Origin of the sequence: Amycolatopsis sp. H20-H5 (assembly GCF_035828755.1) — a bacterium.
Lineage (GTDB): Bacteria > Actinomycetota > Actinomycetes > Mycobacteriales > Pseudonocardiaceae > Amycolatopsis.
Genome location: NZ_JAYMZS010000026.1, coordinates 52,224 through 62,423, shown reverse-complemented (window position 1 = coordinate 62,423; position 10,200 = coordinate 52,224). Strand labels below are relative to the sequence as shown.

Genomic DNA, 10,200 nt, shown 5'->3' with positions numbered 1-10,200 from the left:
TCGTGCCGATCGTGGCGAGCTCGCGCAGCCGCTGGGCCAGCTCCGCCCGGTCGAGGTGCCCGCACGGTACGGCCCAGGTCACCAGGCTGGGTGCGTGGGCAGCGAGGCGGCGCACGGTTTCAGCGGCCCAGCCGTCGGCTGGTTGCCCCTCGGCCACCACCGCCAGCCAGGTACCGCCGATCGGCGGGCGCGTGCCGCTGGGCAGCGTGCGCCACGCTACGCGGTAGTGCTCGTCATCGACGTTCGTGTCGGTCGCGTTGTCCACGGCGATGCGCAGCTGCTCGCGACTGACCGGCCGCGCGACGATGGAGTCGAAGGAGGCGACGGGCTCGCCCGCGTCATCGGTGAGCAGCATGGTGGAGGAGTCGGGGCCCGTGCGTCGGAAAGCGACCCGCAGTGAGCTTGCCCCTCGGGTGTGTACCGTGATGCCGCTCCAGGAGAACGGCATCACTGCCTCGCTCTCGCTGTCGATCAGTCCGGTGACCGGCACCTGCAGGGCGGCGTCCAGCAGCGCCGGGTGCAGGCCGAACCGCCCCGCCTCGGCGCGGACCACGCTCGGCAGCGCGACCTCGCCGTACATGTCGTCGCCGTCCCGCCACAGCGCACGGATCCCGGCGAAGGCGGGCCCGTAGGTATATCCGCGCTCGGCGAGCCGAGCGTAGATGTCGGTCGCGTCGACCGGCTGCGCGCCGATTGGCGGCCAGGCCGTCAGCTTGCCCGGCGCCGGACCGGTGCCGACAGGGGCGAGCGTGCCTTCCGCGTGCCGGATCCACGTGCTGCTGGCGTCGGAGTCGGTGCGCCGCGAGTGCACCGTGACCGAACGGCGGCCGGTGGAGTCCGCTGCGCCGAGCATGACCTGCACAGCTACCCCCGACTTCGCCGAGAGCACCAGCGGCGCCTGGAACGCCAGCTCTTCCAAGCGGGCGCAGCCGACGTGCCGCCCGGCGTGGGTGATCAGCTCGACGAAGGCGGCTCCAGGCAGCAGGAGGGTGCCGAGCACGACGTGGTCGGCCAGCCACGGCTGGGTCGCCAGCGACCACCTGCCGGTGAACAGCACCTGGTCAGCGCCGGCGTGTTCCACGGCGGCGCCCAACAGGGGGTGATCGGCGGACATCAGCCCGAGGTCGGCGGCACTCGCGGTCGCCGTGCCGGCGGCCTCGACCCACAACCGGCGGTGTTGGAACGCGTACGTGGGCAGGTCGATTCGCGCGCCGGCGGGAAACACCGTCCCCCAGCGTACCGGTGCCCCGTGCACGAAGGCTTGGGCCAGCGAGCGGGTGAACTCGACGTCACCGCCGTCGCGCCGCAACGACCACAACGCGGTGACACCGGCGCCCCGGGCCTGGGCAACCGCCTCGACCGCATCGACGAGGGTCGGGTGCGCGCTGAGTTCGATGAAGCAGCTGTGCTCGTCGTCGAGGAGTGCCTCGACGGCCGCGCTGAACTGCACCGTCTCTCGAAGATTGCGGTACCAGTAGTCGGCGTTCAGCTCGGTGCCGTCGACCCGCCCGGCGGTGACCGTGGAGTAGAACGGTACTACCGCCTCAGCGGGCGCGACGCCGGCCAGCGCGTCGACGAGTTCGGCGCGGAGCTCCTCCACTCCGTGCGAGTGCGACGCGTAATCGACCAGGAGCTTGCGCACCGGGACCCCCTCGGCCGCGAACGCCGCGCACATGCTCCGCAGTTCGTCGGCTGGGCCGGAGATGACCACCGACCGCGGCCCGTTGACCGCGGCGACGCCGAGCCCCGCGTAGTCGGCGAGCCGTTCCTGGACCTGGGCGACCGGCAGGCCGATCCAGCCCATGCCGCCGCGCTCGGTCAGGCCGGCGATCAAGCGCGAGCGCAACCCGGCGATGTGGGCGCCGTCGGCGAGAGTGAGGACACCGGCCACCACGGCCGCCGCGATCTCGCCCTGGGAGTGACCGACCACCGCGGCCGGCTCGACCCCGAGCGACCGCCACAGCCGGGCCAACGACACCATCACCGCGAACAGCGCGGGCTGCACCGCGTCCACCCGGTCCAGGCTGGGCGCGTCCGGAGTGCCGGTGAGGACGTCCAACAGGGTGGCGCCGTTCCAGTCGACGTGCGGGGCCAGCGCAGCGTCGCACTCGGTCATGGCGGCGGCGAACAGCGGGCTGGTATTCCAGAGGTCGATGGCCATGCCACGCCACTGGCCACCCTGACCTGCGAAGACGAAGACCGGCCGGTTCACGTCATCGCCGTCGCCCAGCGCGACGTCCGCGTTCGACTCCGCCGTGCCGGCGGCGATCGCCGTGAGCCCCGCGGTCAGCGTGCCCATGTCCTGGGCGAGCACCACGGCCCGATGCGCCAAGGTGGCTCGGCCGCCGAGCGAGCGGCCGAGCGCGTCGAGGTCCACCTGCGGGTGCTCGTCGAGGTAGGCGCTGAGCCTGGCTGCCTGACCGCGCAGTGCCGCCGCGCCGCGTGCTGAGATGACGAACGGCTTGACCGATGGCGCGAGCATCCGATCGGACTCGGGCGGAGCGGGCGGCTGTGCCAGCTCCGGTGCCTGCTCCAGCACCACGTGCACGTTGGTGCCGCTGATCCCGAACGCGGAGACGGCGCCGCGCCGGGGCTGGTTGCGCTCTGGCCACTGCCGTGTCGTGGTCAGCAGCTTCACCGCGCCGTCCGACCAGTCCACGTGCGGGGTGGGCTCGTCGGCGTTCAATGTCCGGGGCAGCAGGCCGTGTCGCAGCGCTTGGACCATCTTGATCACCCCGGCCACGCCGGCGGCCGCCTGCGCGTGGCCCAGATTCGATTTCAGCGAGCCGAGCCAAAGCGGGCTTTCCTCGGTGTGCTCTCGCCCGTACGTCGCCAGTAGTGCCTGCACCTCGATCGGGTCGCCGAGCTTGGTGCCGGTCCCGTGTCCCTCCACGACGTCCACTTCGGCAGCTGAGATGCCGGCATTGGCCAGCGCCTCTCGGATCACCCGCTGTTGCGAGCGGCCGTTGGGCGCGGTCAACCCGTTGGAGGCGCCGTCCTGGTTCACCGCGGAGCCCTTGACCACCGCGAGGACCTGGTGGCCGTTGCGGCGGGCGTCCGACAAGCGCTCCAGCACGAGCAGTCCGACGCCCTCAGCCCAGCCGGTGCCGTCCGCGTCCGCGCCGAACGCCCGGCAGCGGCCGTCCGGGGAGAGGCCGCCCTGCAGTGCGAACTCCTGGAACACCACCGGTGTGGACATCACGGCCACACCGCCGGCCAGCGCGAGGGTGCACTCACCGGTCCGCAGCGCCTGGGCCGCCATGTGCACCGCGGTCAGCGAGGACGAGCAGGCGGTGTCGACCGTGACCGCGGATCCCTCCAGACCGAACTCGTAGGAAATGCGGCCCGAGGCCACGCTGGCCGCCGTACCGGTCAGCAGGTGGCCGTCCAGACCGCGCGATTCGCGCGCGAGCAAATTGCTGTAGTCGTGGGCGCTGAGGCCGACGAAGACGCCGGTCTTCGTGCCGCGCAGCGTCGACGGGTCGATACCAGCACGTTCGAACGCCTCCCACGCCGACTCGAGCAACAGCCGCTGCTGCGGGTCCATCGCGGTGGCTTCACGTGGTGAGATGCCGAAGAACTCGGGATCGAATTCAGTTGCACCGGGCAGGAAGCCGGCCGCCCTGGCGTTGGTCGTGCCCAACCGGCCGGGCTCGGGATCGAAGAGCTCGGCCAGGTTCCAGCCGCGGTCGGACGGGAACTCCGTGGCGGCGTCCCGGCCCTCCTCGACCATCGCCCACAACGCCTCCGGCGAGTCGACCCCGCCGCCGTAGCGGCAGGCCATGCCGACGATGGCCACCGAGTCGCCGCTGGTGTCCGCCGTGACGAGCGCGGGTGCCGCCGGCGCGGAGGAGCCAGCGCCGACCACCTCGCCGAGCACATACTCGGCCAGCGAAGCGAGGTTCGGATAGTCGAAGACCACCGTTGCCGGCAGTCGCAGGCCGGTGAACGCGGTGATCCGATTTCGCAGCTCCACGGAGGCCAGCGAATCGAACCCGATGTCCTTGAAGGTGCGTTCCGGTGAGAGACGCGACGCCGATGTGTGCCCGAGCACGGCCGCGGTCTCGGCGGCGACGGCATCCAGCACAACCCGGTGCCGGGCGCCCGGCGCCCGTGCGAGCAGACGGCGCGTCCACGAGCTGGCATCGCCGCCACTCGCGACGACGGTACGGCGCACCCGCCCGGAGACCTGGTTGCGCAGCAGGGGCGGCACCTCGCCGCGGAACGCGGCCAGGTTGAGCCGAACCGGTAGCACCACCGGGGCGCCGACGGTGAGGGCCGCGTCGAACAGGGCCAGGCCTTCCTCGTCAGACAGTGCCGTGATACCGGCGCGTGTCATCCGGGCCCAGTCGGCCTCCTGCAGGGAGGTCGTCATGTCGCTTGCGGCGGCCCAGAGACCCCAGTCGAGCGAGACGGCGGGCAGCCCCAACGCGCGGCGGTGTCGGGCAAGAGCGTCCAGAAACGCGTTGGCGGCGGCGTAATTGGCCTGACCCGGCGCGCCGAACGCCCCGACAGCCGAGGAGAACAGCACGAAGGCAGAGAGGTCGAGGTCCCTGGTCAGCTCGTGAAGGAGCCAACCGGCGTCCACCTTGGGACGCAACACGTTGTCGACCTGCTCGGTCGTCAGCGAGCCGATGACGCCGTCGTCGCTGATGCCCGCGAGGTGCACAACCGCGGTCAGCGGATGGTCGGCGGGGATCGCGGCCAGCACCCCGAGCAGCGATTCGCGGTTGGACACGTCACAGGCGACAGCCGTCACCGAGGCGCCGAGCTCGGTCAGCTCGGTGGCGAACTCGGTGGCGCCGGGGGCATCTGGGCCGCGCCGGCTCGCCAGCACCAGGTTGCGTACCCCGTGCTCGGCGACCAGGTGCCGGGCGACCAGACCACCCAGTGTTCCGGAGCCGCCGGTCAGGAGGACGGTCCCGGCTGGATCAGGGGGCACCGGGATGGTGAGGGCGATCTTGCCGATCTGCCGAGCCTGGCTGAGGAACCGGAACGCGTCCGGCGCCCGGCGGACGTCCCAGGTGGTCGTCGGCGGCAGGGTCAGCGCGCCGCGGTCGAACAGTTCGAGCACCTCGACCAACATCTCGTGCAGCCGTTCGGGCGGCACCCCGAGCAGGTCGAAGGCCTGATAGCGCACACCGGGGAACGCGCCGGCCGCCCAGCCGGCGTCGCGGATGTCGGTCTTGCCCATCTCGACGAACCGGCCGCCGCGCGGCAGCAGCCGCAGCGAGGCATCCACGAGCTCGTTGGTGAGCGAGTTGAGGACCACGTCGACACCGCGGCCGTCGGTGGCGTCGAGCAGATCGGATTCGAATTGTGCGGTGCGGGAGTTCGAGATGCGTTCGCGGGGGATGCCGAGCTCGCGAACGGCCGCCCATTTGGCGGGGCTGGCGGTGGCGAAGAGTTCGGCACCCAGATGGGCGGCCAGCTGCACGGCCGCCATGCCGACGCCACCGGCGGCGGCGTGGACGAGCACGGACTCGCCGGGTTGCAGGTCGGCCACGTCGACGAGCCCGAAGTACGCGGTCAGGTAGGTGATCGGGACGGTCGCGGCCTGCAGGTAGGACCACCCGTCCGGGATCGGTACCACCGTCCGGTGGTCGGCCACGGCCAGTGGCCCGAACGGCCCGAAGAACAGGCCCATCACGCGGTCGCCGGGCTTGAAGCCGGTGACGCCCGGGCCGACCTCGGTCACCACGCCGGCCCCCTCGCCGCCGAGCACTTCGTGACCGCGGACCAGTCCGAGGGTGGACATGACGTCCCGGAAGTTCATGCCAGCGGCTCGGACGGCCACCCGCACCTCGCCCTCGGCCAAGGGTGCGACCGCCTCCGGTGACTCGATCAGGGCGAGCCCGTCGAAGGTGCCGGGGCGGGGGGCGGACAGGCGCCAGGCGGTCGTTTCCGCCGGCACGGCGAGGGTCGTCGAGGCGGAAACCTTGACCAGGCGCGGCACCAGGACCGTGCCCGCGCGTACAGCGACCTCGTCCTCCCCGGCGTCGAGCGCCGCTACGACGGCCTGGTCGGGCTCGCCGGGCGCGAGGTCGACCTGGACGAGCCGGCCTGGGTTCTCGGCACGCGCCGAGCGGAACAGGCCGTGCAGGGCCGCGCCGATCAGGTCACCGACGTGCTCACCGTCGTGCGTGGCCAACGCGCCGCGGGTGACCAAGACCAGCCGTGAGGTGGCCAGCCGTTCGTCGGCCAGCCAGTGGCGCACCAGTTCGAGCATCTGGTGGACACCCGAATGCACCTCCGCGGCTGTGTCGCGGCCGTGGCCGTGCACGGGAGCGGCCAGCACCACGGAGGGCGTCTCGTCCCCGGCGTCGAGGGCGGCCCGCAGTGCGGGGAAGCCGTCATAGGCCGTGCCCGTCGTGGGCGCTCCGCCGCCCAGGTTCGCCCAGCCGGTGGGCGAGGAGGCCTCGACCTCACCCGCGGAGATCCACTCGATCTCGTAGAGGGAGTCGTGGGCCCGGGGGGCGCTCTCCGCGATCTGCTTCGCGGTGGCGGACCGCAAGGTCAGCGAGTCGACCGACAGTACCGAGCGGCCGGTCCCGTCGGCGGCCAGCAGCGCCACCGTGTCGGTCCCCACCGGGGTCAGCCGTACACGCAGCGCGGAGGCACCGACGGCGTACAGCCGGACGCCCGCCCAGGCGAAGGGAATGACGCCCTGGGTGGCGCCGTTGACAGCGACCGCATGCAGAGCGGCGTCGAGCAGGGCAGGGTGCACGCCGTACGCGCCGGCATCGCTCACGTGCTCGGGCAGAGCCACCTCGGCGAAGATCTCCCCGTCACGCAGCCAGGCGGCCTTCAGGCCGCGGAACACCGGCCCGTAGCCGTACCCGGCCGTGGCGAGGGTCTCGTAGAGATCGCTGAGCTCGACTTCCTGGACACCGGCGGGTGGCCACTCGGCCATCTCGGGGTCGCTGCGGCTGACACCAGCGGCCACTGAGACGAAGCCGCTGGCGTGCCGCGTCCAAGCCGGGTCGATGCCGGGCGAGTCCGGGTCCTGGTGCTGCGACCAGATGGTGATCGGCCGTCGGCCGGTGGACTCCTCCGGCTCGCCGACCATGATCTGCAGCGCCACGCCGCCTCGCTCCAGCAGCAGCGGGGCCTCGATGGTCAAGTCCTCGACCAGCTCACAGCCGACCTGGTCCGCCGCGCGCAACGCGAACTCGACGAATGCGGTGCCGGGCAGCAGGATGCGGTCGAACAGGGCGTGGTCGGCAAGCCAGGGCTGGGTGGAGAGCGACAGCCGGCCGGTGCACAGGAAGCCGCCGTCGTCGGCGAGCCAGACGCCGGCACCCAGTAGTGGGGCGTCCACCGAGCGCAGGCCGATCGAGCTGAGGTCGTGCCCGCCGACGTGGCTGGTCTCGAGCCAGAAGCGTTCGTGCTCGAACGCGTAGGTGGGCAGGTCGACGCGTTGCGCGCCGGTGCCCGCGAAGAAGGTTGCCCAGTCCACCTTGAGGCCGGCGGTGTGCAGGGTGGCCATCGCCACCGCGACACTTTCCACCTCGTTGCGCCCCCTACGCAGGGACGGCGCGACCACCACCGGCTCATCGCCGTAGCACTCGCGTACATGGCTGGTCATCGACGCGGCGGGCGACAGTTCGATGAATCTGGTGACGCCGCGCTCGCGCAGCTGAGCCACGCTGCCGGCGAGGTCCACCATGTCGCGCATCTGCCGGACCCAGAACTCAGGGGTGCACAGCACGTCGGCGGGCACCACCATGGGAATGGTCGGGGCCGAATAGGTCAAGGTCTCCACCACGGCCCGGAACCGGGCCTGGATCGGCTCCATCGTGGCTGAGTGGCCCGCGCGGTCGACGCGCACCTTACGGGATGCGTAGCCGAGCTCGGACAGTCGCGCCACAGCCGCCTCGACCGGGCCCTCCAGCCCCGAGAGGGTGACTGCGCTGGGGCTGTTGATACCGGAGAGCGAGACGCCCGCGATGTCGGCGATGACCGGCTCCACCACGTCGGCGCCAGCGGTGACCGTGGCCATCACGCCGGCGGCCGAGGTCTGGATCAGCCGTGCTCGGGCGGTGACCATGGTGGCCGCGTCCTCGAGCGACAGCACACCCGCGATGTGCGCCGCCGCGATGTCGCCACAGGACTGACCGAGCAGATAGTCGGGCCGCAGACCCCACGACTCGACCAGGCGGTAGAGCGCCACCTCGATCGCGAACAGCGCGGGATGCGCGTATTCGGGCCGATCCAACGTCGGGCCGCCCCCGGCGATGATCTGTGGCAGCTCGGGGTCAAGCCACCCCAGCACCTCCGAGTACGCCGTGGCGAAGACAGGGAACGCGGCCGAGAGCTGGGCGCCCATGCCGATGCGTTGCGGGCCGTGTCCAGGGAACATCACCGCGGTGAGACCGCGGCACTCGGTGCCGACGACCGCCGTAGCGCCGCTGCCGCCGCCGGCCAGCAGGTCGAGCTGGGCGAGCAGTTCCTCCTTGTCGCCCGCGACCACGGCGGCGCGATGCTCGAACGTTACGCGGTGCAGCGCGAGCGACTTTGCGACGTCGAGCAGGGCGACGTCCTCGTCGGCGAGCCAGTCACGGAGCCGCGTCGCCTGACCGGCCAGGGCCTGCGGAGTACGGGCGGAGAGCAGGAAAGGCAAGGCGGTCGGCTGTACGCTCACCAACTCGGCCTCGACCGCCTCCAGCGCGGGCGCCTGCTCGAGGATGACGTGCGCGTTGGTACCGCTCATGCCGAACGACGACACACCTGCCCGGCGCGGCCACTCGTTCTCCGGCCACGGGCGGTTCTCGGTCAGCACCTTGACTCCACCGGCCGACCAGTCCACTTCGTGCGTCGGCTCAGCCACGTGCAGCGTCTTGGGAAGGACGCCATTGCGAATGGCCATCACTGCCTTGATCACGCCGGCGACGCCTGCGGCCGCCTGGGTGTGACCCACGTTCGACTTGAGCGAGCCCAGCCACAGTGGCTCGCCGTCCTTCTTCTTGCGACCGTAGGTGGCAAGAAGGGCTTGTGCCTCGATCGGGTCGCCCAGCCGGGTGCCGGTGCCGTGCCCCTCGAGCAGGTCGACCTGCTCCATCGGAACCTGGCCGTCGGCCAGCGCCGCCTGGATGACCCGTTGCTGGGCGGGGCCGTTGGGAGCGGTCAGGCCATTGGAGGCTCCGTCCTGGTTGATCGCTGAACCACGGATGACGGCGAGCACGGGGTGGCCGTTGGCGCGCGCGTCGGAGAGCCGCTCGAGCAGGATCAGGGCGACGCCCTCCGACCAGCCGGTGCCGTCCGCGGTTTCCGCGTATGCCTTGCACCGCCCGTTGGGCGCGATCCCCCGTTGTCGGCTGAAGTCGACCATGACAAGTGGCGAGCACATCGACGCGACGCCGCCGACCAGTGCCATCGTGGACTCGCCGCGGCGCAAGGCCCGAACGGCGCAGTCCATCGCGACCAACGAGGAGGAACAGGCGGTGTCGACGGTGACAGCGGGGCCCTCGAAGCCGAACATGTACGCGACGCGGCCGGAGAGCACACTGGGCGCGTTGCCCAGCAGCAGGTAGCCGTCGACCTCGCGGGGCGCGGTGACGGTCAACGGCACGTAGTCATGGGTGTTCGAGCCGATGAACACGCCTGTCTTGGTGCCGCGGAGGGTCTCCGGGTCAATGCCGGCACGTTCGACCGACTCCCAAGCGGCCTCGAGGACGATCCGCTGCTGCGGGTCCATGGCAAGAGCTTCGCGAGGGGAGATGCCAAAAAAACCCGCGTCGAAGTCGGCCAGGCCGGACATGAAGCCGCCCTCGCGGGTGTACGTCTTACCGGGCTTGCCGGGCTCCGGGTCGTAGATGCTGTCCATGTCCCAGCCCCGGTCGGTCGGCGAGTCGCCGATCGCGTCGGTTCCGTTGGCGACCAGCTCCCAGAGGTCCTCCGGCGACCAGACGTCGCCGGGCAAACGGCAGGCCATCGAGACGATGGCGATCGGCTCAGTGTTCCGGGCCTCCATCTCAGTGATCTTTTTGCGAGCTTGGTAGAGGTCGCTCGTGACCAACTTGAGATACTGGCGAAGCTTGTCCTCGTTCTCCATACGAGCAACCCCATCTGTCTCTATCTGTTCCAGTGGTCCGGCGTACCCCGGACGTGACCTGCCCTGGACACGTGGCCGGCGTCTGCTGAGGCCGGGAGCCCGGCGAAAGGCTTGCGCCGAAGGAAGGCTTGGGTGGGGCACGATCA

Annotated in this window: 1 protein-coding gene; it reads right to left on the bottom strand. The window is 71.2% G+C overall.

Annotated features, from left to right (window positions below; genetic code table 11):
- Nucleotides 1-10,018 (bottom strand): SDR family NAD(P)-dependent oxidoreductase (locus tag QMK34_RS17045; RefSeq protein ID WP_442785162.1); only part of this gene is annotated, 10,018 nt, incomplete at its 3' end.
- Between the last annotated feature and the right edge of the window lie 182 nt (nucleotides 10,019-10,200).